Annotated in this window: 25 protein-coding genes; 8 read left to right on the forward strand and 17 right to left on the reverse strand. The window is 70.7% G+C overall.

The genetic code is table 11. The features are described from left to right. Positions 1–221: 221 nt before the first annotated feature. The 6 genes from cbiE to ACFY3C_RS10380 form a co-directional block, all read right to left on the reverse strand. Entirely contained in the window at positions 222–1,460 is a 1,239-nt protein-coding gene (cbiE, locus tag ACFY3C_RS10355; protein WP_390770463.1) for a precorrin-6y C5,15-methyltransferase (decarboxylating) subunit CbiE, read from the reverse strand. A 97-nt stretch (positions 1,461–1,557) separates the two neighbouring features. Then, the gene (locus tag ACFY3C_RS10360; protein ID WP_386574805.1) at positions 1,558–2,196 is read right to left on the reverse strand and encodes a GNAT family N-acetyltransferase; all 639 of its coding nucleotides are present in this window, start codon (positions 2,194–2,196) and stop codon (positions 1,558–1,560) included. Positions 2,197–2,356: 160 nt separating this feature from the next. Continuing rightward, positions 2,357–3,190 (reverse strand): MetQ/NlpA family ABC transporter substrate-binding protein, encoded by an 834-nt coding sequence (locus ACFY3C_RS10365; protein ID WP_386574804.1) that lies wholly within the window; start codon positions 3,188–3,190, stop codon positions 2,357–2,359. A gap of 84 nt (positions 3,191–3,274) precedes the next feature. Next, positions 3,275–3,997: a methionine ABC transporter permease gene (locus ACFY3C_RS10370; protein WP_386575016.1), complete on the reverse strand. Its 723-nt coding sequence runs from the start codon at positions 3,995–3,997 to the stop codon at positions 3,275–3,277. Positions 3,998–4,017: 20 nt separating this feature from the next. Continuing rightward, positions 4,018–5,061, reverse strand: a complete 1,044-nt coding sequence (locus ACFY3C_RS10375) for a methionine ABC transporter ATP-binding protein (protein ID WP_390770464.1) — start codon at positions 5,059–5,061, stop codon at positions 4,018–4,020. A gap of 383 nt (positions 5,062–5,444) precedes the next feature. Continuing rightward, a complete protein-coding gene (locus ACFY3C_RS10380) occupies positions 5,445–6,095 on the reverse strand; it encodes an HAD family hydrolase (protein ID WP_386574802.1) in 651 nt (216 codons plus the stop codon). Positions 6,096–6,164: 69 nt separating this feature from the next. Between ACFY3C_RS10380 and ACFY3C_RS10385 the strand changes: the two genes are divergently transcribed. Continuing rightward, positions 6,165–6,524, forward strand: coding sequence for a hypothetical protein (locus ACFY3C_RS10385; protein ID WP_386574801.1), 360 nt, complete (start codon positions 6,165–6,167; stop codon positions 6,522–6,524). A 1-nt stretch (position 6,525) separates the two neighbouring features. Continuing rightward, positions 6,526–6,945 carry a hypothetical protein gene (locus ACFY3C_RS10390; RefSeq protein ID WP_390770465.1) on the forward strand — a complete coding sequence of 140 codons (420 nt, stop codon included), beginning with the start codon at positions 6,526–6,528 and terminating at the stop codon, positions 6,943–6,945. Between the two features lie 92 nt (positions 6,946–7,037). Here the strand turns inward: ACFY3C_RS10390 and ACFY3C_RS10395 are convergent, their stop codons facing one another. From ACFY3C_RS10395 to ACFY3C_RS10405, 3 genes are all read right to left on the reverse strand, one after another. Continuing rightward, positions 7,038–7,535 (reverse strand): GNAT family N-acetyltransferase, encoded by a 498-nt coding sequence (locus ACFY3C_RS10395; RefSeq protein WP_386574799.1) that lies wholly within the window; start codon positions 7,533–7,535, stop codon positions 7,038–7,040. A gap of 45 nt (positions 7,536–7,580) precedes the next feature. After that, positions 7,581–8,087, reverse strand: a complete 507-nt coding sequence (locus ACFY3C_RS10400) for an RNA polymerase sigma factor (RefSeq protein WP_390770466.1) — start codon at positions 8,085–8,087, stop codon at positions 7,581–7,583. Between the two features lie 102 nt (positions 8,088–8,189). Continuing rightward, the gene (locus ACFY3C_RS10405) at positions 8,190–9,365 is read right to left on the reverse strand and encodes a glycerophosphodiester phosphodiesterase (RefSeq protein WP_390770467.1); all 1,176 of its coding nucleotides are present in this window, start codon (positions 9,363–9,365) and stop codon (positions 8,190–8,192) included. A gap of 345 nt (positions 9,366–9,710) precedes the next feature. On the opposite strand from ACFY3C_RS10405, the gene ACFY3C_RS10410 reads away from it, so the two are divergent. After that, on the forward strand, positions 9,711–10,382 hold the full coding sequence (locus tag ACFY3C_RS10410; protein WP_386574796.1) for a lysophospholipid acyltransferase family protein: 672 nt from the start codon (positions 9,711–9,713) through the stop codon (positions 10,380–10,382). Here ACFY3C_RS10410 and ACFY3C_RS10415 read toward each other — a convergent pair. From ACFY3C_RS10415 to ACFY3C_RS10440, 6 genes are all read right to left on the reverse strand, one after another. Then, the gene (locus ACFY3C_RS10415; protein WP_390770468.1) at positions 10,379–11,953 is read right to left on the reverse strand and encodes an MFS transporter; all 1,575 of its coding nucleotides are present in this window, start codon (positions 11,951–11,953) and stop codon (positions 10,379–10,381) included. The genes ACFY3C_RS10410 and ACFY3C_RS10415 overlap by 4 nt on opposite strands. Continuing rightward, positions 11,950–12,501 (reverse strand): TetR/AcrR family transcriptional regulator, encoded by a 552-nt coding sequence (locus ACFY3C_RS10420; RefSeq protein ID WP_386574794.1) that lies wholly within the window; start codon positions 12,499–12,501, stop codon positions 11,950–11,952. The genes ACFY3C_RS10415 and ACFY3C_RS10420 overlap by 4 nt, the downstream gene beginning before the upstream one ends. An 84-nt stretch (positions 12,502–12,585) precedes the next feature. Further along, positions 12,586–13,557, reverse strand: a complete 972-nt coding sequence (locus ACFY3C_RS10425) for an aldo/keto reductase (protein ID WP_390770469.1) — start codon at positions 13,555–13,557, stop codon at positions 12,586–12,588. A 91-nt stretch (positions 13,558–13,648) separates the two neighbouring features. Then, the gene (locus tag ACFY3C_RS10430; protein WP_390770470.1) at positions 13,649–14,467 is read right to left on the reverse strand and encodes an alpha/beta fold hydrolase; all 819 of its coding nucleotides are present in this window, start codon (positions 14,465–14,467) and stop codon (positions 13,649–13,651) included. A 195-nt stretch (positions 14,468–14,662) separates the two neighbouring features. Then, positions 14,663–16,093, reverse strand: coding sequence for an argininosuccinate lyase (gene argH / locus ACFY3C_RS10435; protein WP_390770471.1), 1,431 nt, complete (start codon positions 16,091–16,093; stop codon positions 14,663–14,665). Between the two features lie 57 nt (positions 16,094–16,150). Then, entirely contained in the window at positions 16,151–17,353 is a 1,203-nt protein-coding gene (locus ACFY3C_RS10440) for an argininosuccinate synthase (protein ID WP_390770472.1), read from the reverse strand. Between the two features lie 168 nt (positions 17,354–17,521). Between ACFY3C_RS10440 and ACFY3C_RS10445 the strand changes: the two genes are divergently transcribed. From ACFY3C_RS10445 to ACFY3C_RS10455, 3 genes are all read left to right on the forward strand, one after another. Continuing rightward, complete coding sequence (locus ACFY3C_RS10445) at positions 17,522–18,391, forward strand: hypothetical protein (RefSeq protein ID WP_390770473.1); 870 nt, start codon at positions 17,522–17,524, stop codon at positions 18,389–18,391. A gap of 109 nt (positions 18,392–18,500) precedes the next feature. Then, entirely contained in the window at positions 18,501–19,088 is a 588-nt protein-coding gene (locus ACFY3C_RS10450) for a pyridoxamine 5'-phosphate oxidase family protein (RefSeq protein WP_386574788.1), read from the forward strand. A gap of 3 nt (positions 19,089–19,091) precedes the next feature. After that, positions 19,092–19,790 carry a L,D-transpeptidase gene (locus tag ACFY3C_RS10455; protein ID WP_386574787.1) on the forward strand — a complete coding sequence of 233 codons (699 nt, stop codon included), beginning with the start codon at positions 19,092–19,094 and terminating at the stop codon, positions 19,788–19,790. On the opposite strand, the gene ACFY3C_RS10460 is transcribed toward ACFY3C_RS10455, so the two are convergent. Next, on the reverse strand, positions 19,777–21,273 hold the full coding sequence (locus ACFY3C_RS10460) for a sensor histidine kinase (RefSeq protein ID WP_390770474.1): 1,497 nt from the start codon (positions 21,271–21,273) through the stop codon (positions 19,777–19,779). The two genes, ACFY3C_RS10455 and ACFY3C_RS10460, sit on opposite strands and share 14 nt — an antisense overlap. Beyond that, positions 21,270–22,010 carry a response regulator transcription factor gene (locus ACFY3C_RS10465; RefSeq protein ID WP_386574785.1) on the reverse strand — a complete coding sequence of 247 codons (741 nt, stop codon included), beginning with the start codon at positions 22,008–22,010 and terminating at the stop codon, positions 21,270–21,272. Before ACFY3C_RS10465 ends, ACFY3C_RS10460 begins: the two co-directional genes overlap by 4 nt. Before the next feature lie 154 nt (positions 22,011–22,164). Here ACFY3C_RS10465 and ACFY3C_RS10470 point away from each other — a divergent pair, with 154 nt between their 5' ends. Together ACFY3C_RS10470 and ACFY3C_RS10475 are read left to right on the forward strand one after the other, a co-directional pair. Next, a complete protein-coding gene (locus ACFY3C_RS10470; protein WP_390770475.1) occupies positions 22,165–23,517 on the forward strand; it encodes a ferric reductase-like transmembrane domain-containing protein in 1,353 nt (450 codons plus the stop codon). 16 nt (positions 23,518–23,533) lie between these two features. Beyond that, the gene (locus ACFY3C_RS10475; RefSeq protein ID WP_386574783.1) at positions 23,534–23,992 is read left to right on the forward strand and encodes an FMN-binding protein; all 459 of its coding nucleotides are present in this window, start codon (positions 23,534–23,536) and stop codon (positions 23,990–23,992) included.

A 23,992-nucleotide genomic window follows, 5' to 3' on the forward strand; every position in this document is an offset into this window, starting at 1 on the left:
GACAAAGCCATTCAGTGGCATTGTCCCGGCCGTTCAGCCGTCGCGACAGCATGATCCGCGACAGCCCGCTGTGGACTGCGCCACGTTGCGCGTCCTCAGGTTCTGCCGTACCACACCCACCCCAAAACGGGCACGCTTTCCGGACATTGGCGAACGAAGTTCCGGGCCACCGATGCGGTACAACGATCGGCCAGCCTACCGCGCGCAGTACGACAACAGGATCAGGGGGCGCGATCCGGGACAACTCCGCTGAGCAGGAACACAACGTTCCGCTCGGTCTCCGTCCAGGCCCTGGTGTCGAGTTCGACGGACTGCAGCAGGGCGCACTCGACCTGGTATCCGTGTTCGGTCAGGCCGCGGCCGACGAGTTCGGCCTCGTCGCGGGTCGCGGCGTGGGTCACGATGCGCTGCGGGCGGCGGTCGGCGACCGCGGAGACCACGGCCGCTCCCCCGCCGCCGACCCGTACGACGTCCGGTTCGGGCAGGTTTTCCAGAACGTGAGGGGCGGTGCCCTGCACCACCTGGAGCTGGACGCCGAAGCGGCGGGCGGCCGCCTCGGTCCGGGCGCAGGCGTCGGACAGCCGGTCGACGGCGATGACGGCGGCTCCGGCGCGCGCGGCCTCGGTGGCGAAGGCGCCGCTGCCGCAGCCGATGTCCCAGACGAGGTCGCCGACCCGGGGGCCGAGACGGGCGAGTTGGGCGGCCCGGAGCAGCTGGGTCTCCCCTTCACCGAGGCCGCCGCCGGGCGCGCCGTACGCCCCGTGCGCCGCGTATTCCTCGTCCGGCTGCACCCAGCCGCGCGGTCCGGCACCCGGGTCGCGTCCGGCGATCCAGCCGCCGCCCTCGGCGGCGCCGACCGGGCCACCGATGACGATGACGACGTTCGGGTCGCGCCAGGTGTGGTCGGGGGCCTTGTCGGAAGTGACGACGGAGACCTGCTCGCGTTCGGTGCCCAGTTCCTCGCAGATGACGAAGGTCCGGTGGATCCCGTCCATGAGCAGACCCAGTTCGGCGGGGCCGGCGCCCGGTGAGGTGAGGACGGCGACCTTGGTGTGGGCACGGCACACGTTCACGGCGCGGCGCAGGGTGCGCCGGTGGGCGACGACCACCTGGGCGTCGTCCCAGGGCATGCCGGCGCGGGCGAAGGCGGCGGCCACCGAGGAGACGGCGGGCACGACCTCGACCTCCAGGCCGAACTCCGGCGCGTGCAGGGCCCGTACGACGCCGAAGAAGCCGGGGTCGCCGTCGGCGAGCACGACCGCCGTGCCGCGGTGGGCGGCGATACGTCGGGCGGCCAGCGCGAGGCTGCCGAGGCGGATGCGCTCGGCGGTGGGCGGGACCTCGGGGAGCGCCAGGTGGTGGGCCGCGCCGGCCACGAGCGTGGCGGCGCCGAGGGCGGCGCGTGCCGTGGCGGTCAGCGGCGAGCCGTCCCAGCCGATCACCGTGACCCGGTCGGCCATCGTCGTCAGTCTCCAGAGGGTTTGCGCAGGTCTTGAGGGCCCTGGCGGGCCTTGTGAGGGTACCTGGTGGAATCAGGAAACGTTTACTGCGGGAGGCTCAGTTCCAGTCCGAGTACGAGGTGAAGCCACCCATGTCGGCCAGCTGCTCACTGACACCGGCGAGGTCTTCTGGCAGCAGGCTCCAGACGATGACGTCCGTGCGTGTGTCGGTCCACGTCCCGTCCCCGGCTCTGGTGCGCGCTATCCAGGCGTTGCGGAGCACACCCTCGCTGATACAGCCGATCTTCTGGGCCACCTGCTGGGAGGCGGTGTTGTCGGCGGCGGTGCGCAGTTCCAGCCGCTCGAACTGCTGGTCGTGGAAGAGCCACTGGGCGGTGGCGAGGGCCGCCTCGGAGGCGTAGCCCTCACCCCGGGCCCAGGGAGCGACGACATAGGCGATCTCACTGGATCGGACGCGCCAGTTCGTGTTCTGCAGATGCACGACGCCGACGAGACGCTGGGTGAGGAACTCGTCGATCGCGAAGACGATGCCGCGGCCCTCCGTCCGCTCGGAGGGAGCGGACTCGGTGATCCACTGCCGTGCGTCGGCCTCGGTGTAGGGGTGGGGCACGGAGGTCCAGGCGGTGACGAGTTCGTCGTTCATCATCTCGGCGAACGCCTCGATGTCCGAGTCCTCGAAGGGGCGCAGGACCAACCGCTCCGTGCTGATGGAGACGTTGGGAAAGGTGCCAGTCATGCGCCGCTCCGTAACCGTTGACAAACCTTCGGTGCCTGCTGAACTGCCCAGCATGCAGCATGAAACCACTGAACGACACGAGGGGGCCCACCCCGGGTGAGGGACTGGACCCCGTGCGTGGTGATACGCCGTATACGTGCTGTCGGACGAGCCGTCAGGTTCAGAAGGACGGGATGACCGAGCCCTGGAACTTGTCCTCGATGAACTTCTTCACCTCGGGCGAAGTGAGGAGCTTGGCAAGCTTCTTCACCCGCGGGTCCTTCTCGTTGCCCTTCTTGACCGCGAGGAAGTTGCCGTACGGGTTGTTCTTCGCGGGCTCCAGGACGAGGGCGTCCTTCGCGGGCTTGAGGCCCGCGTCGAGCGCGTAGTTGACGTTGATGACAGCGGCGTCCACGTCGTCCAGGGAGCGCGGGGTCTGGGCCGCGTCGACCTCCTTGAACTTGAGGTTCTTGGGGTTCTTGGCGATGTCCTGCGGGGTGGCCTCGGCGCCGACGCCGTCCTTGAGCGTGATGAGCCCGCCCGCGGCGAGCAGCTTCAGCGCGCGGGCCTCGTTGACGGCGTCGTTCGGGACGGCGAGGGTCGCACCGCTCTTGAGGACGTCGGCGCTCTTCACCTTGTGGGAGTAGAGGCCGAGCGGCTCCAGGTGCACCGTGACGACGGGCACGATGTGGGTGCCGCGCTTCTTGTTGAAGTCGTCCAGGTACGGCTGGTTCTGGAAGTAGTTGGCCCCGACCGAGCCGTCCTCGGTCGCCGTGTTCGGCGTGATGTAGTCGCTGAACTCCTTGACCTCGAGGTCGAGGCCCGCCTTCTTCGCCAGGTTCTGCTTGACGAAGTTCAGGATCTCGGCGTGCGGGGTCGGGCTCGCGGCGACGACCAGCGGGCCGCTGTAGTCGGCGGAGCCGGCGGAGTCGTTGCCGGAGCCGCAGGCGGTGAGCCCGAAGGTGAGGGCTCCGGCGGCGAGGACGGCGGTGGTGAGCTTGGCGGTGTTACGCACGAAAAGTGCCTTTCCTTAAGGGTGGTGCGACCCCGTGATGGGTGTACGGGGAGTCTTTGGGGGGCGCCCAGGGCTGAGCGGCGTTCAGGCGGCCTTGGCGATGTCGGCGGCCTCGGGCTCCTCGGTCTTCAGCAGGCGCAGCTTCGGAGCGGGGCCGGAGCGGGCGCCGCGGTGGTGCAGGGAGCGGGCCGCGTAGTCGCCGGCGAACTGGATGAGCGAGATGACGACGGCGAGGATCGCGACGGTGATCCACATCAGCTCGGTCTCGAAGCGCTGGTAGCCGTAGCGGACGGCGAGGTCGCCGAGGCCGCCGCCGCCGACCGTGCCGGCCATGGCGGAGTAGCCGATCAGGGCGATGATCGTGGTGGTCGTGCTGGCGATCAGCGAGGGCAGGGCCTCCGGGACGAGGACCTTGCGGACGATCGTCCAGGAGCTGCCGCCCATGGCCTGTACGGCCTCGACGAGACCGTTGTCCACTTCGCGGACAGCCGTCTCGACCAGGCGGGCGAAGAAGGGGATGCCGCCGATGGCGAGCGGAACGATGGCGGCGGTGGTGCCGATCGTCGTCCCGGTGACCCAGCGGGTGAAGCTCATCAGGGCGACCATCAGGATGATGAACGGCATCGACCGGCCGACGTTCACGACCTGGCCGATCACCTTGTTGGCGACGACGTTCTGCAGCAGGCCGCCCCGGTCGGTGAGGACGAGGAGGACGCCGAGCGGAAGGCCGGCGGCGACGGCGATCAGGGTGGACCAGGCCACCATGGCGAACGTCTCGCTACACGCCTGGGACAGCAGCGGCTGCATCGCAGACCAATCAGTCCAGGTCACTTGGCACCTTCCTTCACCAGCACGGGCTCCTGGGCCGTGTGCTCGACGACGTCGATCTGCAGGCCCTGCTCGCGCAGGAAGCCGATGGGCACCACGTTGTCCTCGTAGCGGCCGGGCAGTTCGATGCGCATGCGGCCGATCTGGAGACCGCCGACGGTGTCGATGGCGGCGCCGAGGATCGAGATGTCGATGTTGTAGGTGCGCGAGAGCTGGGAGATGACCGGCTGGGTGGCGGCCTCGCCGTGGAAGGTGACGTCGAGGACGGTCCGGTCGGCGCCCGTGGCCTCGCCGCCCACCGGGAACAGGGCGGCGGCCAGCTCGGAGCCGGGGGTGGCCAGCAGCTCGCTGACCGTGCCGGACTCCACGATCCTGCCCTTCTCCATGAGGGCGGCGGAGTCGCAGACGGACTTCACGACGTCCATCTCGTGCGTGATGAGCAGGACGGTCAGGCCCAGCTGCCGGTTCAGGTCGCGCAGCAGCTGGAGGATGGAGCGGGTGGTCTCCGGGTCGAGGGCGCTGGTGGCCTCGTCGGAGAGCAGCACCTTGGGGTCGCCGGCGAGGGCGCGGGCGATGCCGACACGCTGCTTCTGGCCGCCGGAGAGCTGGGCGGGGTAGGCCTTGGCCTTGTCGGCGAGGCCGACCAGGTCGAGGAGTTCGAGCGCCTTGCGGGAACGTTCCCTGCCCGACGTGCCGAGGATCTCCAGCGGCAGCTCGATGTTGTCCTGCACGGTCCGCGAGGAGAGCAGGTTGAAGTGCTGGAAGACCATGCCGATGCGGCTGCGTGCCCGGCGCAGCTCCTTGCCGGCGCGGGGGCCGCGGCCGGCGAGCGCGGTGAGGTCCTGTCCGGCGACGCTCACCGTCCCGGATGTCGGACGTTCGAGCAGGTTGACGCAGCGGATGAGCGAGGACTTTCCGGCGCCGGACTGGCCGATGACGCCGTAGACCTCGCCTTCGCGGACGTGGAGATCGACGCCGTCGAGGGCGGTGATCTCGCGGCCGCGGGAGCGGTAGACCTTGGTCAGGCCCGATGTGGTGATCACAGGGGTTTCCGTCACTGTCGAGTACGCGGGCGTGGGTGTGCCCGGGCACGGGTGCAGTTGCATTCGTTCAGGGACGCGGCACGGTTCTCGCTGAGGAGGTGAACCGGGGAGAACGACGTGTGCGCGGGGCGGCGTGAGTCACGCAGGCCGGGGATCCGGCGTGGGACAGGCCACGGCTCTCGCTTCGGGGCGCGAGGCTCAGGTGGTGCGGGGGCCCTCTAGAAAGCGCACATTCGGCGCGAACACATACAACGAGCACCGGGCGTCAGGGTCGCCTCGGTCGCAAGGGTGCGGCAGCTCGTCGTGGTCATGCGATCAGTAAACCAGACCTACGGTACTGACCGGCCGCCACTGTCCGCATGCTGGACAGCGGTGGACAGTTCTCAGTCGCGAACGGAGATCTCCACTCCGGCATCGGTGACCAGTGCGGACAGGGCCGACAGGTCCCTCACCACCAGGTCGGCGTCCAGCTCCTCGGCCCGGTGGGTTGTGGCCAACGCCACGGTGGTCATGCCGGCCGCGCGGCCCGCCTGGAGTCCGGCGGGGGCGTCCTCGAAGACGACACAGTGGGCCGGGTCCACGCCGAGCTGCCGGGCGGCGAGCAGATAGGGCTCGGGGTCGGGCTTGCCGCGGGTGATGTCGTCGGCGGCGACGAGCGTCTTGGGCACGATGCCGACGGCGTCGAGGCGGGCCTCGGCGAGCCGCCGGGTGGCGGAGGTGACGACGGCCCAGCGGTCGGCGGGGAGCGAGTCGAGGAAGTCCCGGGTACCCGGCAGGAGCTGCACACCTCCGTCGGGTACGTCCTCCACCTCCAGCTGTTCGACCCGGGCGACCGCCTCCGGCACGAGGTGGGCGGGCAGCAGGTCGGCGACTATCTCAGCCGCGGGCCGCCCGTGCAGCGCCACGCGCCGGAACTCCTCGGCGGTGATGCCGTACTCCCGCGCCCAGCTTGTCCAGCAGCGCTCGACGGAGGCGAGGGAGGAGACGAGGGTGCCGTCGTTGTCGAACAGGAGGGCGTGCGCGTGGATCGTCATGGTCTAGACCCTACGGCGTACGACGGGGGCGGCGCCGTCGGGCCATTTCGGCCGTAATAAGGTCACCGCATGCTCAACGCCCTGACGCTGGTGACCGGAGTCGCCGCGCTGCTGCTCGCCGCCTGGTGCGGCTGGGCCGCCTACCGGGACCAGCCGACCAAGGACTGGCACTTCATCGGCATGGCCGTGGTGTCGCTGCTGGCCGTGATCCAGCTGGTGGCCGGGATCGTGCTGCTGGCCCGGGGCGAGAAGCCGGAGCAGGGCACGACCATCTTCGTGGCGTATCTGCTGGGCGCGTTCGCGTGCGTGCCGGCGGCGGGCTTCATGTCCCTGGCCGAGCGGACCCGCTGGGGCTCGGTGACGGTGGCGGCGGGCGGCGTGGTGCTGGCCGTGCTCGAGGTACGGCTCTACGACATCTGGGGAGGCTGAGATGACGGCTGTCGAGGAGAAGCCGACCCGGTTGATCAGCGGGCCGGGGATGCTGCTCGTCTGGTTCTACGGCGTGATGGTGGTCGGCGCGGTGTCGCGCTCGGCGTACCAGATCGCGACGGACTTTCAGCGGGCGCCGCTCGCCTACTCGTTGTCGGCGGTGGCGGGTGTCGTGTACGGGTTCATCACGTACACGCTGGTCCGTGGCGGCGAGACGGCCCGCAGGGCTGCGCGAGTCTGCTGCGCAGCCGAGCTGGTGGGCGTGCTGGTCGTCGGCACGTGGACGCTCGTGGAGCCCTCGGCGTTTCCCGACGCGACCGTGTGGTCGGACTATGGGATGGGCTACATCTTCATCCCCGTGCTGCTGCCGCTTTCTGCCATGTACTGGTTGCGAAAGACGCGGATTCAGCGGGGTACCTGAGGAGCGCGGGCGACTGCGGGGCCGTCGTAGCTGGTCGCGCCCACGCGGCGGAGCCGCATATCAATACAGCCCCGCGCCCCTTCAGGTACTTGTCACGCCGTAGTCGCGTAAGTACCGGCCTGCTTCTCCAGGACGATCATCTCCACGCCGTCCGCGCCCTTGGACCTACCCACCGTCTCGTAGCCGGACCGGCGGTACAGGCGGAGGTTGCCCTCGCTGCGGTGGCCGGTGAAGAGGCGGAACTTGGTGGCACCCCGCTCCCCCTCCAGCGCCGCCTCGGCCGCGCGCAGCAGCCGCGCGCCGATGCCATGGCCCTGGAGGCGCGGGTGGACGCAGAGCCTGCCGATGGCGGCGGCGCCGTCCTCGGTCACCTTGCCGCGCACCGCGCCGACCACCTCGTCGCCGAGCCGGGCCACGAAGACGCAGTCGGCGACGACCTCCTGACGGACCGAGTCGAGACTCTGGACGAGCGGGTCGATGCGGTAGTTGCCGTACAGCGCCGCCTCGCTCTGGAAGCACAGGTACTGGAGCTTGAAGATCTGCTCCGCGTCCTGCTCGGTCGCCACCGAGATGGTCACGCTCATGCCCATGTGCGCATGCCTCCCGCTCACCTGATCGCCTGTTGTTCCTCACTCCTATCCCCGCACTTCGCGGGCCGCAACCTCCGGCGTGAGCAATCGACGCAGACATCCCAGACATCTGGAACGTTCCGGTCCGAGACTGCCCTGTGAGATACCCAACTCCCCCGCGATCTCCCGGTATGTCAGGTCCTTCGGGGAGAGCAGCGCCTCGATGAGCCGGGGGCAGCGGCCGGGCAGCCTGCGGACCGCGTCACGCAGGGCGCGGTACCGGGCGGCCGTGAGCGCCAGCTGTTCGGGGTCGGGGCGGGTGTCGTCCACCGGCTCGGCACCGTACGGGCGTTCGAGGCGGATGGTGCGACGGCTGCGGCGGGCCTCCGCGCGGACGGCCTTGCGCAGCCAGCCCTGCGGGTCGGACGGCGGCCCGGTGGTCTCCAGACGCTCCAGGAGCCGGAGCCAGACGGCCTGCTCCAGATCACCCGGCTCACCCCCGGAGGCATATGCCTCGGCGGAGGCCTCGGCGGCGAGGAGCGGGCGCAGGGTGACCACCAAGTCATGCGTCATATGCGGAACGACGCGCCGCCCCGGCGGCAGGTTTCCGGGGCGGCGCGGAGTCACCCTTAAAGGGGTGCGGTACGGCCTTGGTGTTGACGAGGGCGGCGCGGCTCAGCCGGCCAGGAAGTCGGCGCGGGCCAGCACACCGGTGTCGGCGTTGTCGGTGAAGACGCCGTCGATGCCGGTGTCGAAGTACGTCTTGAAGGCGCCGAAGACATCGCCGTAGGCGTCCGCGGCGCTGCCCTTGCGGTACTCGGCCGGGAGGAAGGGGTTCTCGTTGCGCATGGTGTAGGGGTGCAGGACGAGACCCACCTTGTGCGCGTCGGAGACCAGCGCGGTCGGCTGGGCCAGGGTGCCGTCGGCGTTCTTCGGGATGATGAGGTCCAGCGTCGGGCCGATGCCCTGCGCGTAGCCGGCGATCTCCCGCAGTCCCTTGGGCGTGATCAGGTCGGCGACCGTGCGCGGGTCGCCCGCCTCGACGAAGTCGTAGGGGCGGCTGGTGGCCGAGGAGAGCAGCACGACGAGCGGGTTGTCCACCAGCTGGTTCAGCTTCTGGATGCTGCTCGGCTCGAAGGACTGCAGGATGACCGGCGAGTTCCGGCTGTCCTTGCCGTACTTGCGCAGCAGCTTCGCCACCCGCTCCTCCAGGCCCAGGCCCAGCTTGCGGAAGTAGGTGGGGTGCTTGGTCTCGGGGTAGACCCAGACCTGCTTGCCGCGCTTGCGGGTCTGCTCGTCCTGCCACTTCAGGACCTCTTCGAACGTGGGGATCTCCCAGCGCCCGTTGTAGAGGGTGTTGTGCGGACGGCTGGCCGGGATGCGCTCGACCGCGCGCAGCGTCTTCAGCTCGGCGAGGGTGAAGTCCTCGGTGAACCAGCCGGTGGTGGGGACGCCGTCCAGGACCTTGGTGGTCTTGCGGTCGGCGAACTCGGGGTGCGAGGCGACGTCCGTGGTGCCGCCGATCTCCGGCTCGTGGCGGCAGACGAGGTGTCCGTCCTTGGTGGGGACCAGGTCACCCGCCTCGACGACGTCGGCGCCGAGGTCGAGGGCCAGGTTGTACGAGCCGAAGGTGTGCTCGGGGCGGTAGCCGCTGGCACCCCGGTGGCCGATGATCGTCGGCACCGGCAGGCTCTTCAGCCCCCGCCCGCCGTACCCGGCCGTCCGGGCGTCGGCCGCTCGGGCGGTTCCGGGCAGCCCGAAGACCGCCCCGCCCGCGCCGAGCACCGCTGCGCCGAGGAGCGCCCGCCGTCCCGTGCCCTGCGTCTGCTCGTTCGTCTGGTCGCTGTCCATGAGCGCCCTCCCGCTGTCCTGCCTCTTCGATGCGCGCCGATCGTAGGGGCGTACACATGACCGACGGGAGACCTCGGTTCGAACACACGGGTGACGCCGTCTGTCGTGTGCGAGGCGGGACATGACGGCCCGTCGGCTTCGGCCGCGGGCGTTTCGCGCGACCTCCGTCACACTGTCGCCGTACGTCACTGACGGACACCGGGGCGTCACCGCAGGTAAACCAGTGTCAACAGTGCGTAAGACCTCGGTGAACCGGCCGCACCCGATGTGCGCATCCCCCGGGGCCGCGAGTAATGTCCTCACCTGCACAGACACATATCGCTTCCCTCGACATCGGAGGACCCGTTGTCCCGCTTCGCGCTCATCAAGGCAGTGCTCGGACCGATCATGCGCCTGATGTTCCGCCCACAGGTGGAGGGCGCGGAGCACATCCCCGGGGACGGGCCGGTCATCCTGGCCGGCAACCACCTGACCTTCATCGACTCGCTGGTGCTGCCGCTGGTCACCAAGCGGCAGGTGTACTTCATCGGCAAGGACGAGTACGTCACCGGCAAGAGCCTCAAGGGCCGGCTGATGGCGTGGTTCTTCACCGGCGTCGGCATGATCCCGGTCGACCGGGACGGGGCCAACGGTGGCGTCGCCGCGCTGATGACCGGGCGGCGGATCCTGGAGGAGGGGAAGGTCTTCGGGATCTACCCCGAGGGGACGCGGTCGCCCGACGGCCGGCTGTACCGGGGGCGCACCGGTATCGCGCGACTGACGCTGATGACCGGTGCGCCGGTGGTTCCGTTCGCGATGATCGGCACGGACAAGTTGCAGCCGGGTGGGGCGGGGATGCCGCGGCCCGGGAAGGTCACCGTTCGCTTCGGCGAGGCGATGGAGTTCTCGCGGTACGAGGGGATGGACCGGGACCGGTATGTGCTGCGGGCTGTGACCGATTCTGTGATGGCTGAGGTCATGCGGCTGTCCGGGCAGGAGTACGTGGACATGTACGCCACGAAGGCCAAAGCCGCCTAATCGCCGTAGAGGTTGCTGCTTTCCAGTTTCTGACCCTTCAGCAGGAACCACGCTGCCGCCGCCGTTGCCAGCAGGACTGCTGCTCCTGCGCCGGAGGCAAGCTGCAGGCCCTGGACGAAGGAGCCGGTGGCCGCGTCCAGGAGGGACTCCGCCGCGTGCGGGGGCATCTCCGTCGAGGCCTCCACCGCCGCCCCCAGTGACTCGTGGGCGGCTGCCGGGGTTCCGGCCGGGCCCGTGAAGTCGCGGTAGACGCTGGTCACGATCGTGCCGAGCAGGGCGATGCCGAGGGCCGCGCCCAGTTCGTACGCCGTCTCGGAGACCGCGGAGGCGGCGCCCGCCTGGTCCTTGGGCACGCTGGAGAGGATCACGTCGGCGGTCACCGTGAAGGAGAAGCCGGCGCCGATGCCGACGACCAGGAGCGCGGCGCCGAGGAGCGGGTAGCCCGTCGACCGGCCCACGGTCGTGAGGACGGCGAGGGCGATGCCCACGGCGGCCAGACCGCCCGAGACCACGGCCCGTACCGAGAAGCGGCGGGCCGCGCGGCCCGCGATCAGGCCGGCCGCCACCGCGCCGACGGCGGCGGGCAGTTCGGCCAGGCCCGCCTCGAAGGGGCTCCTGCCCTGGACCAGTTGCAGGAACTGGGAGAGGAAGAACACCAGGCCGGACATGCCCAGCACGGTCAGCAGGTCGGCGAGGACCGCTCCGCTGAAGCCACGGCGCCGGAACAGGCGCATGTCCAGCAGCGGGGCCGGCATGGTGAGCTGGCGGTGCACGAAGCCGTAGAGGGCCGACGCGCCCAGCAGGGCCGCGGCGAGCGTGGGCCAGGTGAAGCCGTGGGTGGCGGCCTCCTTGACCGCGTACACCAGGCCGATCATGCCGACCAGCGACAGGACGACGCTGATCAGGTCCCAGGGGCCGGGGTTCGGGTTGCGGGACTCGGGCAGCGTGCGGATGCCGACGAGTACCAGGACCGCCATCACCGGCAGGTTGATCAGGAAGACCGAGCCCCACCAGAAGTGCTCCAGGAGGAAACCGCCGACGATGGGGCCCACGGCGGTGCCGGCGGAGGCGGTGGCGCCCCAGATGCCGACGGCGAGGCTGCGCTCGCGCGGGTCGTGGAAGAGGTTGCGGATCAGGGCGAGGGTGGCGGGCATCAGGGTCGCGCCGGCGACGCCGAGCAGGGCCCGCGCCAGGATCATGAGTTCAGGGGTGGTCGCGTACGCGTTCAGGACGGATATCGCGCCGAACGCCGTGGCGCCGACCAGCAGGATGCGCTTGCGGCCGATGCGGTCGCCGAGGCTGCCCATGGAGACCAGCAGACCGGCGATGACGAAGGAGTAGACGTCACCGATCCACAGGAGCTGGGTGCCGGAGGGGTTGAGGTCTTCGCTGATGTACGGGGTCGCGAGGCCGAGGACGGTGGCGTCGACGGCCACCAGCAGCACGGCCAGGACGAGGACGGAGAGCGCGAGCCAGCGGCCCGGGCGCTTCTCCGCCTCCGCCGCACGTTCCCCCAAGCTCTCGACTTCGCTCGAGCAGGGGGCACCCCCATGCTGCAGGGTGCTGGTCATGATTCCTCTCTTCGTAGTGCGCCGCCGAGCAGCAGCTCGACGATCATGTGGGTGAAGTCCTTGGGGGCGACGCGGCCTTCCGAGACCGCCCAGGCGCCGGAGGCCAGCAGGCCGTACAGCGCCTCGGTGAGCCAGGCCGGAGTGAGGTCGATGCGGAACTCGCCGTTCTCCTGGCCGCGCCGGAACAGGGCCATGACGCGCTCGTCGATGCGAGCCCAGCCCTGGTTCTGTTCCTCGCCCTCGAACAGCTGGTTCTCGGTGTAGAGGAAGGCGAGCAGGGCGGCCGAGTGTTCGACCGCCCGGACCAGGCGGTGCACGGCCTCGCCCGCGGAACCCTCGTCCAGGCGGGCCGTGTCCAGCGCCGCCTCGCACTCCGCGATGCCGAGCGCCTCCAGCGCCCGTACGAGCGCGTCGCGCCCGGCGAAGTGGCGGTGCAGTGTGGCCCGGCTGATCCCGGCGGCCTTGGCGACCTCGTCCATGGTCGCCGTGGACTTACGGGTCAGCAGGGCAGCTGCGCTGCGCAGCACGTGGTCACGATCCAGGGCCATGAGACAACCATAGCCCATGTGAGACATTTTTGTCTCATCGTAGGCGTGAGCGACTCATAGGTGCTGGTCAGCAGGGGTGATCGGTCAGTGCCAGGGCAGCTGTCCGCGCCGCTCCCAATAGGTGCCCGGGTCCTCCACCAGCGTGGCGAGGCGGGTCAGCTGGTCGGCGTCCAGGTCCACGACGGGCGCGTGGAGGTTGGAGGCGAGCTGGGTGACGGTCGCGGCGCCGGAGAGGACGACACCCGCCCAGGGCCGGCGCAGGATCAGGGCCAGGGCGACGGCGTCACAGCCGAGGTCGGTCTCCTCGGCCACGACCTTCAGCGCGTCAGGGGCGTTCTGCGCGGCGAGGCGGCCGTTGGCCATGCCCTCCTTGACGATCACGGTCAGTCCGGCGTCGTGCGCCTCGGCGAGCGCGGGTCCGGCCGAGGTCTCCAGGGCGTTGTACGTCGACTGGACGGTACGGAAGAGGGGCTCGCCGTCGACCCGCACGGCGAGAGCGGCACGGATCGCGTCCGCCTGGGCGGGGCCGCTCGTGGAGAAGCCGATGGTCAGGCCTCCGGCCGCGGCCTCGGCGAGTGCGGCGTGGAGTTCCTTGTCGGTGAGAGCAGGGCTGTCCGGGGTCAGAGAGTGGATCTGGTAGAGGTCGAGCCGGTCGCCGAGCAGCGCGTCGGTCTCGGCGCGCTGGCGTTCGTACGTCGCCAGGCTGTGGTCCTTCACCTCGTGCTGCGCGGCGTCGGTGGACCAGCCGGCGGTGTAGGTGTAGCCCCACTTGCTGCCGACGACCACGTCGTCGATGTCCGGGCGGGCGTTCAGCCAGTCGGCGAGGAACTCCTCGGAACGGCCGTAGGAGCGGGCGACGTCGAAGTAGCGCACGCCCTGGGCGTAGGCGGCGTCGAGCAGGTCATGGGTGCGGTCGCGCAGGGCGTCGACGCTGCGGACCGGCGGGAGGTCCTCCTCGCGGCCCAGGTTGATGTAGCCGGGGCGGCCGACGGCGGCGAGGCCGAGGCCGATGTGCGCGGTGGGCGTGGTCGCGTGGGCCAGGCGGCTGAAGGGCATGGCGACTCCCTGCACGATCGGCGGTGGAGATCCCGCACCAGGAGCGGGAATCTCGCACCAATCTACCCAGCCCCGTGCGGTTCAGCCCGCCCTAGACGCAGCGCGGCACGAAGGCGGGGTCGGCCGGTCCGTCGTGCTCCAGGGCGTTGAACACCCACTGCTGGACCAGCGGCGACTTGGGCGCCTGGTCGTGTTCGGTGATGTCGAGCGGACAGCGGTCCTGCAGGAGGACGTTGGTCACGTACGAGTCCGGGCCTTTGAGGAAGGCGCTGGTGTACGGCACCACGACCTCGTCGTACTTGGTGGCGATCGCCGTGTAGTCGGGGCCCACCGGGGTCTCCGGGTCGGAGTTGAGCTTCTGCAGGAAGTCCGAACCGGCGGTCTGGTCGACACAGGAGGGGCAGACGGTGGCGCCGGCCGCGAGGGCGAGCGGGTTGGTGGTGCCGTGGTTGGAGGGCACGATGCCCACGAGGTCGTCGACCTTGGTCGCGCCGCCGAGGTACTTGACGTAGTAGCGGGGCATCATGCCGCCCTGACTGTGTCCGACGATGTCGGCCTTCTTCGCCCCGGTCGCGCCGAGCACGGCGTTCACGAAGTCCCGCAGTTCGGCCGCCGAGTCCGGGATCGGGGCGGTCTCCAGGTCGCCGTACTCGAAGGAGAAGACGCAGTAACCGGCGTTCGCCAGCGCGGGCGACAGGGTCAGCCAGTTCTCGTACGACGTCTTGAAGGTGCCGTTCACCAGGACCACGGGCTGCGGGTGGGCGGAGTCCGGCTTGCAGGACCAGTCGTTGGCGCCGGGCGGCGGGGTGTCGGCGGCGCTCGCGGGGGCCGTGAGGCCGAGGGCGCAGAGCGCCGCTACGGCGGTGACGGCGAGAAGGCGGGCCGTTCGTTTTGTACGTCGTGCGCGCATGACGTCCCTTTCATGCTCGGCTGCGATCGACCGGCGTTCGGCATTGCCGACCGGGTAACCGGAATGCTTACCTCCAAGTAGGAGCAAGTCAAGGTTCCGGCCAGTGGCCGAATTCCATCCGTTATCCAGCCGTCCGGACAGCAGGCAGGGCCCGGACGCGATGTCCGGGCCCTGCTGTCTGCCGCGATCCGGCCGTCAGGCCTGCTTGGCCGTGGCCCACCCGTGCTGTGCCGCCACGTCCGCCTTGACCTCGGTGAGCTGGACGGCGACCGCGCTGGGTGCCGTACCGCCGCGGCCGTTGCGGGAGGCGAGGGCGCCCGGGACGTTGAGGACCGTGCGGACCTCGGGGGTCAGATGGGCGGAGATCTTCGCGAACTGCTCGTCGGTCAGCTCGTCCAGCTCCTTGCCGTCGGCCTCCGCGACCTTCACGCACTCCCCCGCGACCTCGTGGGCCACACGGAACGGCACGCCCTGCTTGACCAGCCACTCGGCGATGTCGGTGGCGAGCGAGAAGCCGGCCGGGGCCAGCTCCTCCATGCGCTCGCGGTTGACCGTGAGCGTGGCGATCATGCCGGTGAAGGCGGGGAGCAGGACCTCCAGCTGGTCGCAGGAGTCGAAGACCGGCTCCTTGTCCTCCTGGAGGTCGCGGTTGTAGGCGAGGGGCAGCGCCTTGAGCGTGGCCATGAGACCGGTCAGGTTGCCGATCAGGCGGCCCGACTTGCCGCGTGCCAGCTCGGCGATGTCCGGGTTCTTCTTCTGCGGCATGATCGACGAGCCCGTGGAGAACGCGTCGTGCAGGGTCACGAAGGAGAACTCCTTCGTGTTCCAGATGATGATCTCCTCGGAGATCCGGGAGAGGTTCACGCCGATCATCGCGGTGATGAAGGCGAACTCGGCGACGAAGTCACGGGAGGCCGTGCCGTCGATGGAGTTGCCGACGCTGCCGTGCTCGAAGCCGAGGTCCGCAGCCACCGCCTCCGGGTCCAGGCCGAGGGAGGAGCCCGCGAGGGCGCCGGAGCCGTACGGCGACACGGCCGTCCGCTCGTCCCACTGGCGCAGCCGCTCTGCGTCCCTGGACAGGGACTGGACGTGGGCCAGCACGTGGTGGGCGAAGAGCACCGGCTGGGCGTGCTGGAGGTGGGTGCGGCCGGGCATGGCCACGTCCGGGTGGGCCTCGGCGAGGCCGATCAGCGCGTCCTGGAGGTCGGCGATCAGGCCGCCGATGATCCGGGCGTGGTCCCGCAGGTACATCCGGAAGAGGGTGGCGACCTGGTCGTTCCTCGACCGGCCCGCGCGCAGCTTGCCGCCGAGGTCGGGGCCGAGGCGCTCCAGCAGGCCCCGCTCCAGGGCGGTGTGGACGTCCTCGTCGGCGATCGTGCCCACGAAGGAGCCGTTCGCGACGTCCGCCTCCAGCTGGTCGAGCCCGGCGATCATGCGGGTCAGCTCGTCCTCGAAGAGCAGCCCCGCCTTGTGCAGCACGCGCGCGTGGGCGCGTGAACCGGCGATGTCGTAGGGCGCGAGCCGCCAGTCGAAGTGGACGGACGCGGACAGCTTCGCCAGGGCCTCGGCGGGACCGTCGGCGAAACGGCCGCCCCAGAGCCGTACGTCACCGCTGTTGCTGCTCACTTGCGCTGCTCCTAGAGAAGGTGTGGATGTCCGAACCGTACTCAGGCCAGGTAGGCGTCAGGCTCCGCCCGCGAGATCACGCCGTGCCGCGATCTTCGACGACAGGCTGTAGATGTCGATGAAGCCCTTGGCCGCCGCCTGGTCGAAGGTGTCGCCGGTGTCGTAGGTGGCGAGGTTGAAGTCGTACAGGGACGCGTCCGAGCGCCGGCCGGTGACGACCGCGCGGCCGCCGTGCAGGGTCATCCGGATGTCGCCGGAGACCTGCTGGTTGGCCTCGTCGATGAAGCCCTCCAGGGCGCGCTTGAGCGGGGAGAACCACTGGCCGTCGTAGACCAGCTCGCCCCAGCGCTGCTCGACCTGCCGCTTGTAGCGGGCCAGCTCGCGCTCGACGGTGACGTTCTCCAGCTCCTGGTGGGCGGTGATCAGGGCGATCGCGCCGGGAGCCTCGTACACCTCGCGGGACTTGATGCCGACGAGGCGGTCCTCGACCATGTCGATCCGGCCGATGCCCTGGGCGCCGGCGCGCTCGTTGAGCTGCTGGATGGCCTGCAGGACGGTGACCGGCTTGCCGTCGACGGCCACGGGGACGCCCGCCTCGAAGGTGATGATCACCTCGTCGGCGTCGCGAGCCACGGCCGGGTTCTGCGTGTACTCGTAGATGTCCTCGATCGGCGCGTTCCAGATGTCCTCCAGGAAGCCCGTCTCGACCGCGCGCCCGAAGACGTTCTGGTCGATGGAGTACGGGGACTTCTTGGTGGTGGCGATCGGGAGCCGCTTCTCCTCGCAGAAAGCGATCGCCTTGTCCCGGGTCATCGCGTAGTCGCGGACCGGGGCGATGCACTTCAGGTCGGGGGCGAGGGCGACGATGCCGGCCTCGAAGCGGACCTGGTCGTTGCCCTTGCCGGTGCAGCCGTGGGCGACGGTGGTGGCGCCGTGCTTCTTGGCGGCGGCGACGAGGTGCTTGACGATCGTCGGCCGGGAAAGCGCGGAGACCAGCGGGTAGCGGTCCATGTAGAGGGCGTTGGCCTTGATCGCCGGGAGGCAGTACTCCTCGGCGAACTCGTCCCTGGCGTCCGCGACCTCGGCCTCGACAGCACCGCAGGCGAGGGCGCGCTTGCGGATGACGTCCAGGTCCTCGCCGCCCTGGCCGACGTCCACCGCGACGGCGATGACCTCGGCGCCCGTCTCCTCGGCGATCCAGCCGATGGCGACGGAGGTGTCCAGACCGCCCGAATAGGCGAGTACGACGCGCTCGGCCACGGGTTTCTCCTCACACTGCACTTGCTGACATGCATGAGTATGCAGACCTCTGCATGATTCGTCAATTCTCGGGCCGCTTGAACAATGGCAACCGCTTTCTCGTACTTCCCACCGAACGCCGGCGCCGCGTTGATCACAACCCACTCCTGACCCAAGTGAGGCAGTCGCATGTCCAGGGCACTTCCGAAGTACAACAAGCGTCGTGTGGCGATCATCGGCGGCGCTGCCGCCATGGCGCTCTCCGGCGCGGTGATCGCCGGTTCCGCCCTCGCCGGGGAGTCGTCGGAGTCGTCGGCGAGTGGCGCCGCCCGGAGCGCGCGCACCCTGGCGGACCCCGGCACCATCACCTGCCCCGACGTGAAGTCGAAGCTGCCCGCGATTCCGGCCTCCGCCCAGGCCGAGGTCGACCGCAACCTCGCCCTCCTCCAGACCCAGCTCCAGGAGGCCAACACGCGACTGAAGAACACCGTGGGCCAAGGCGGGCCCAACTTCGTCAGCAATGCGATCCTCGGCCCCCTCAAGGACAAGCGCGTCTCCACCATCGACCGCATCGCCGTCTCCATCGGCCGCAAGGGCACCAAGCCGACGGGGCTGGACGCGCTGGCGCCCTGCACCCTGAACGCGGGCGGGGTCGGGGGCGGTGGTGCGAACGCGGGCGGCGGCCAGGCGTCCGCCTCCGCGGCCCCGGGCACCGCGGCCGGCCGGCAGTCGGGCGGTGGGGCCGCGGCGGGCGGGAGCACCGCGGCGGGCACGATCACCTGCCCGGACGTGGCCTCCAGGCTGCCGGCCGTCCCGGCATCCGCGAAGGCCGAGGTCGACCGCAACCTGGCCCTGCTGCAGACGCAGATCCAGGAGGCCAACACGCGACTGAAGAACACCGTGGGCCAGGGCGGGCCGAACTTCGTCAACAACGCGATCCTCGGCCCGCTGAAGGACAAGCGGGTCTCGACCATCGACCGCATCGCCATCTCCATCGGCCGCACCTCGGCCAAGCCGACCGGCCTGGACTCGCTGGCCGCCTGCACGCTCACCAAGTGAGATGACAGGCAGCCGTGGCCGCCCCGTTGGACAGCGCCGGCGGGGGCGGCCGCGGCGGATCCGGCAATTCCTTAGACAGCCGAACGACTTCCGTCAATAATCGTTAGACATGGGAAAGATCTATGAGCGCATAGACGGAAGGCTCCGGACGTTCATCGAGGAGCAGCCACTCTTCTTCACGGCGACCGCGCCACTCTCCGCAGAGGGCACGGTCAACCTCTCCCCCAAGGGCCTCAAGGGCTCGTTCGTGGTGCTCGACGAACTCACGCTGGCGTATCTGGACTTCGCCGGGTCCAACGCCGAGACCGTCGCGCACCTGCGGGAGAACGGGCGCATCACCCTCATGTGGTGCGCCTTCCAGGGCCCGCCGAACATCGTGCGGGTGCACGGCCGGGGCGAGGCGGTCTTCCGGGACGACCCGCGCTTCAGGGATCTGGTCGCCCGCTTCCCGGACATCGACCCGAGCCTGCACGGCCTGCGCGCGGTCATCGTCGTCCACGCCGAACTGGTGCGGGACAGCTGCGGATACGCCGTCCCCTATATGGCCTACGAGGAGGACCGCGATCTGCACGCCAAGCGGTTCGCCCGCGAGGACGACGACTCGCTGAGCGCCTATTTCACCAAGAAGGAGCACATCGCGACCAGCCTGGACGGACTGCCCGGACTGCCGTTGCCGCTCCCGCCGTCTACCGTCTGAGCCATGCGCCCCAGTGCCGTCGTCGCCCTCGTGTCCGCGTCCGTCTGCCTGCTCGGCTTCATGCCCGGGCAGGCGCCGGTTCCGTTGCCCGCGCAGCTGGCGGACACCGGGGGCGGCACCCAGCTGATCACCGCTCAGGCGCCGGACACCGACGCGACGTCCGGCACGCTCACGTGGTGGGACCTGCGGGACGGCCAGTGGGTCCAGGCCGGGTCCGCGCCCGCGCGGTTCGGGGCGAACGGGCTGGTGGAGGGGCAGTCGCGGACGCAGGGGACGAAGACCACGCCGACCGGGCTGTACCGCCTTCCGTTCGCCTTCGGCATCAAGGCGGCGCCGAGCGGGACGCGGTTCGAGTACCGGGCGGTGAAGGGGAGTTCCTGGTGGTGCGAGGACCCCGACTCCACCGCGTACAACCGCTGGGTGGATCCCCTTCCGGCCGACTGCCGGGCCGCGGAGTCCGAGCAGCTCAGCTCCTACGGGACGTACGCGTACGGGCTTGTCATCGGGTTCAACTACGACGAGCCGGTGCGGGGGCGGGGGGCCGGGATCTTTCTGCACGTCAACGGGAAGGCGGCCACCGCCGGTTGCGTGTCCGTACCCGAGGATGCGATGCAGCGGATCCTGAAATGGGCGGACCCCGACAGGAAGCCGCATGTCGCGATCGGCACCACGGACGGCGCCACGGCCATCACGCGTTACTGACCTCGCCGAGGGGCAGCCGTACGGTGAACGTCGTCGCCCCCGGCCTGCTCTCCAGCCCGACGCTCCCCCCGTGCGCCTCCACCACCGCCGCCACGATCGACAGGCCGAGGCCCGCGCCACCGCCGGGGGCGTCCCGGCGGCGGCGGTGTTCGGCGCGGGTGAAGCGTTCGAAGACGCCCGGCTGGACTTCCTCGGGGACGCCGGGGCCGTCGTCGTGGACCGAGAGGTGGGCCGAGCCGTCCTCGGTCTCCAGGGTCACCGTCACCTTGGTGCCAACGGGTGTGTGCACACGCGCGTTGGCCAACAGGTTGGCCAACACCTGTTGGAGGCGGTGGGTGTCGCCCGTGACCGTGACCGGTTCCTCCGGGAGGTCCAGGGTCCAGCGGTGGTCGGGGCCGGCGGCCCGGGCGTCCGTCACCGCGTCCAGGACCAGATGCGTCAGGTCGACCGGGCGGCGCTCCAGCGGGCGGCCCGCGTCGAGGCGGGCCAGCAGGAGCAGGTCGTCGACCATCTCGCCCATGCGGGAGGACTCGGCGGCGATGCGCTCCAGGGCGCGGGTCACCTCCGGTGGGACCGGCCCCGGGTGCAGCAGGGCCAGCTCGGCGTGGCCGCGGACCGAGGCGACCGGGGTGCGCAGCTCGTGGCTGGCGTCGGCGGCGAAGCGGCGCAGCCGCTCCTCGCTCGCGTGGCGTTTGGTCAGGGCGTCCTCGACATGGCCCAGCATGCGGTTGAAGGCGGCCGCGACCCGGCCGACCTCGCTGCGGGAGTCGGGGTCCGGGGCCCGGGGCGGCAGGGCCACCTCGCCGCTGGCGAGCGGCAGCTCGCTGACCCGGGTGGCGGTCGCCGCGACCCTGCTGAGCGGGCGCAGCGACCAGCGGACCCAGAAGGCCCCGGCCACGCCGGTCGCCACCAGCGCGAGGCCGAAGACGATGCCGGCCACCAGTTCCAGACGGTGGACGGCGGCCTGGACGGGCTCCAGCGGCAGGCCGACGACCAGGACGTCACCGTCCCGGCCCGGGGTGGCCACGACCCGGTAGTCGTCAAGGGCGGAGAGTTCGACGGTGTGCGGTCTGCCGTCGGCCGGTACGGCGGCCAGCCGCTTCTGGTCCCTGGCGGTCAGGTCCACGCTCAGGTCCGCGGACGGGTCGCCGGAGCGGATGAGGCCCTTGTTGGTGACCTGGCCGTTCAGCAGGCGGGCGCCGAAGGTGCCGGTGGCCAGGCGGCGGGTGTCGCCGTGCTCGTCGCCGTCGTGGTCGTCGGGCACCCGGCCGTCCTGCCCCAGGACCTGGTGCTCCAGGCTCTCCGGGAACCGGGTGCCGACCTGGGTGAGCTGCTCGTCGAGACGCTGGGTGAGGAAGCCGTTCAGCTCGACGACCGCGGCGAGTCCCACGGCCGCGCAGCTCACGGCGAGCAGGATCACCAGGGCGAAGGTGAGCCGGGCGCGCAGGGTGCGGGGCCGGGGCAGGCGTCGTACGGGCCTCACCGGGGCACCGGCTTCAGGACGTAACCCGCGCCACGCACCGTGTGGATCATGGGTTCGCGACCCGCGTCCACCTTTTTGCGCAGGTAGGAGATGTACAGCTCGACCACGTGGGCCCGGCCGCCGAAATCGTACGACCACACCCGGTCGAGGATCTGCGTCTTGCTCAGCACCCGGCGCGGGTTGCGCATCAGGAAGCGGAGGAGTTCGAACTCGGTGGGCGAGAGTTCGATCAGCTCGCCGTTCCGGGTCACCTCGCGGGCCTCCTCGTCCATGACCAGGTCACCCACGGTCAGCCGCGGCCCCTCCTCCAGCTGGCGGGCCATGCCCGCGCGGCGCAGCAGTCCGCGCAGCCGGGCGACGACCTCCTCCAGGCTGAAGGGCTTGGTGACGTAGTCGTCGCCGCCCGCCGTGATGCCGGCGATGCGGTCCTCGACCGCGTCCCGGGCGGTGAGGAAGAGCACGCAGACGTCCGGCTTCACCTCGTGCAGGCGGCGCAGCACGGCGAAGCCGTCGGTGTCCGGGAGCATCACGTCCAGGACGACGGCGTCGGGCAGCAGCTCGCGCGCGGCGGTGACCGCCGAGGCGCCGTCGCCGGCCGCGCGCACCTCCCAGCCCTCGTAGCGCAGGGCGCCGGTGAGCACCTCCGCGAGGTCGGGGTCGTCGTCGACGACGAGGACGCGCAGCGGGGTGCCGTCGGGTCGGGTGAGGGCGGGGCGGCCGGAGCGGGTGGTGTTCATCGCGTCTACCAGCATCGCTCGTGCGCGGGGCACCCGTCTGCCCGGGCGGCTCTGAGTTTCCTCTGAGTCGGCTGGTTCGGCGCCCGCTCAGAGGTCTCTCAGAGTTTCGGACCGCACAGTGGCCTGGCACGACGGACGAAGGGACGACGTATTCATGATCACCGTGGATGCGGGGCGGGCGGCCCCGCCCCGGCCCCTGACCGCACGGCGCTCCCCCGCGGGGCCCGTGCTGGCCGTGCTGTGGGCGGGTGCGGCGGCCGTGGTCGCGCTCTGGTGGGCGGACACGGGCGCCGTGGTCGGTACGGCGGGCTGGCTGACCGGGGCCGGGCGGATCGCCGGGCTGCTGTGTGGGTACGCCTGCGCGGTCCTGGTCGGCCTGATGGCGCGGGTGCCGCTGCTGGAGGTGCGTATCGGCTCCGACCGGGTGGCCCGCTGGCACGCGATGGCCGGCCGGTACACCGTCTGCCTGCTCGTCGCGCACATCGCGCTGATCCTGGCCGGGTACGCCGCCCAGGACCGGGCTTCGCTGTGGCACGAGGCGGTCACCGTCGTGCTGGACTACCCGGAGATGCTCAAGGCCACCGCCGGCACGGTGATCCTCTTCGCGGTCGGCGTCACCTCGGTGCGCGCCGCGCGCCGCCGCACGAGCCACGAGTTCTGGTACTACGTCCACCTCCTCACCTACGCGGCCGTCTTCCTCGCCTTCGGGCACCAGCTGGCGCTGGGCGAGCAGTTCAACGGCAAGCCGGTGGCCACCGCCTTCTGGTACGCGCTGTACCTCGGGGTGGCGGCCCTGGTGCTGTGGTTCCGCGTCCTCGCCCCGGTCCGGCTCAACCGGCGGCACCGGCTGCGGGTGGAGTCGGTGCACAAGGAGGCGCCGGGCGTGTACTCGGTCGTCGTGCACGGGCGGCACCTGGACGAGCTGGGCGCGCGGCCGGGTCAGTTCTTCCGCTGGCGGTTCCTCGGCGAGGGCATGGGCTGGACGTCGACGCCATATTCCCTGTCGGCGCCGCCGCGCCCGGACCGGCTGCGGATCACGGTGAAGGCGCTCGGCGACCACAGCGCGGCCGTGGCGCTGCTGCGGCCGGGCACCCGGGTGTGGGCGGAGGGCCCGTACGGCTCCCTGACCGCCGACCGGGCCACCGGGCAGCGGTCCCTGCTGATCGCGGCCGGGGTCGGCATCACCCCGCTGCGGGCGCTGTTCGAGACGCTGCCCGGCGAGGTCACCCTGCTCTACCGGGCGCGCGGCGCCGAGGACCTGGCGCTGGGCAGCGAGCTGGAGGCGATCGCCCGCTGGCGGGGCGCGCAGCTGCTGTACGCGCTCAACGGGCCGCGCGGGGAGCGGCCGAGCATCACGGCGCAGTCGCTGCGCGCGACCTTCCCCGATCTGGCGGACCACGACGTCTACATCTGCGGCCCGCACGGCTTCGCCCAGGACGTGTACGGCGCGCTGCGGGCGGCCGGGGTCCCGGACCGTCGTATCCACCACGAGTCGTTCGAACTGTGAGAGCTGTGAGGCCCGCGTGCACGCGTTGAACAAGAACCGCCCGCTCCGCCGCATCGTGCTGGCGAGTGCCGCCACCGTCTCCGGGATGGTGCTGTTGCTGTCGCTGAAGCCGCACACGAGCCCCACGCTGGCGACGGCGGACACCAAGTCACCCACGACGTCGAGCAGTTCGAGCCCGACGGCCGGTTCCAGCTCGGGGACCAAGCGCGTCACCGGCGACACCGTCCAGACCCGGTGGGGACCGGTCCAGGTGCGGGTGACGATCGAGAGCGGCAAGCTCACGGACGTGACGGCGGTCAGCTATCCGCAGGACAACCCGCGCGACCAGGAGATCAACAGCTACGCCCTGCCGCAGCTGCGGCGCGAGGCGCTGGCCGCCCAGAGCGCGCAGATCGACACGGTCTCGGGGGCCACGTACACCAGCGACGGTTACCGCCAGTCACTCCAGTCCGCCCTCGACTCGGCGGGGCTCTGA

It is taken from the genome of Streptomyces sp. NPDC001410 (assembly GCF_042895235.1).
GTDB lineage: Bacteria > Actinomycetota > Actinomycetes > Streptomycetales > Streptomycetaceae > Streptomyces.